Origin of the sequence: Pediococcus damnosus (assembly GCF_001437255.1) — a bacterium.
In the GTDB taxonomy this organism is placed as follows: Bacteria; Bacillota; Bacilli; order Lactobacillales; family Lactobacillaceae; genus Pediococcus; species Pediococcus damnosus.
Genome location: NZ_JQBD01000159.1, coordinates 1 through 1465 on the forward strand (window position 1 = coordinate 1; position 1465 = coordinate 1465).

The 1465-nt window shown below is 41.2% G+C and carries 1 protein-coding gene; it reads left to right on the top strand.

Features of this window, described 5'->3' with window-relative positions; genetic code table 11:
* Positions 1-147: 147 nt before the first annotated feature.
* On the top strand, positions 148-1419 hold the full coding sequence (locus IV84_RS10375; RefSeq protein ID WP_056986624.1) for an ISL3 family transposase: 1272 nt from the start codon (positions 148-150) through the stop codon (positions 1417-1419).
* Positions 1420-1465 lie beyond the last annotated feature (46 nt).

Sequence of the window (1465 nt, forward strand, 5' to 3'; positions counted from 1 at the left end):
TCTACAATATCTGTTGTTGGTAATAGATTTTCATCTATTACTGATGACAGATTTTTTATTTATGGCTAGAATAAAAAAGCGGACATTTCCTGTCCGTTCATCCAAGTCAACCACCACGAAGATTTTTCAGAAAGAAGGAAATGCCCTATGTGTCATGATACTACAAAATTATTATTAGGAATAGCTGACGAGAACCTAAAAATTACTGACGGTGAAACTGGAGAAGACGGGGTTATTCGCTTAACTGGCCACTTGGATTACACGCCGAAGGCTTGTCCCAAGTGCGGGATTATCAATGATCAAAAGATTATTAACTACGGCTGGCGCAATACCACTATCAGATTCTCGAAGGTTCTGAGCAACACCGTCATCTTAGCCTTAAAGCGCCGCTATTTCCACTGTAAAGAATGTCACGGCAACTTTCTTGCACAAACAGTGGCAGTTCCGAAACACTGTACAATTTCAAACACCAGCCGCAAAGAATGCCTAGAGAAGCTCGGTGAACCGGTCTCTTTGAAGCACATTGCCAATGAAGTATCGGCATCAGATTCATTTGTGGGCCGCCAGTTAATGCGCGCTGAACGAGACTTTCAAACCAATTGGCACTATTTACCAGAGATCATCTTAATGGATGAGGTGAAGAGTACCAAGAGCACTACTGGTGCCATGAGCTTTGAGTTCATGAATGGCGAAACCCATGAATTAATCGACTTACTCCCTTATCGAACCATCAATAAACTAGAGAAGTATTTTTACCACTTCGATCAAGCTGCCCGAGAAAACGTCAAAATTATTGTGACTGATATGAATTATACCTACCCCAAGCTTGTGCAGACCGTATTCCCCAATGCCATGGTGGTCATGGACAAGTTTCATATTATCAACGCCCTAAATCGGGCGTTTAACAAAACCAGAATCAAGGTGATGAAGAAGTTTACCCCGTCTTCTCGCGAATTTCACGCCCTTAAGCGCTACTGGAAGCTGTTGTTAGTACCAACTGAACAGCTTAACTTTGAACAATTCAAAAAGTGGACTAATTTTCCTTACTGGATGGCTGCCACCGATGTTGTCCATCAGCTGTTATCGTTGGATTCAGAACTAGAACAAACTTATCAAGTCTTAAACAGCGTCCGGTCAGCTATCCAACATCAAGATTGGCATAACTACAATGCGGCATTTTGGAATAACAAAACGTATTCTGAAGAAATGAAGAACACGATTAAAACACTTGAAAGCCATCATGATGAGATTCGTAACACCTTTACCACACACTATTCAAATGGTCCTTTGGAAGGTTCTAATAATAAAATCAAGGCGATCAAACGAGCCAGTTTTGGCTATCGCAGCTTCTGGAGGTTTAGAACTCGAGTACTATACGTTTTCAAAATCAAAACAAAAAGAGCCCTAATCACGAAGTGATTAGAACTCGAAATATGGATTCACCAACAACAGTTGACGAAGAGCC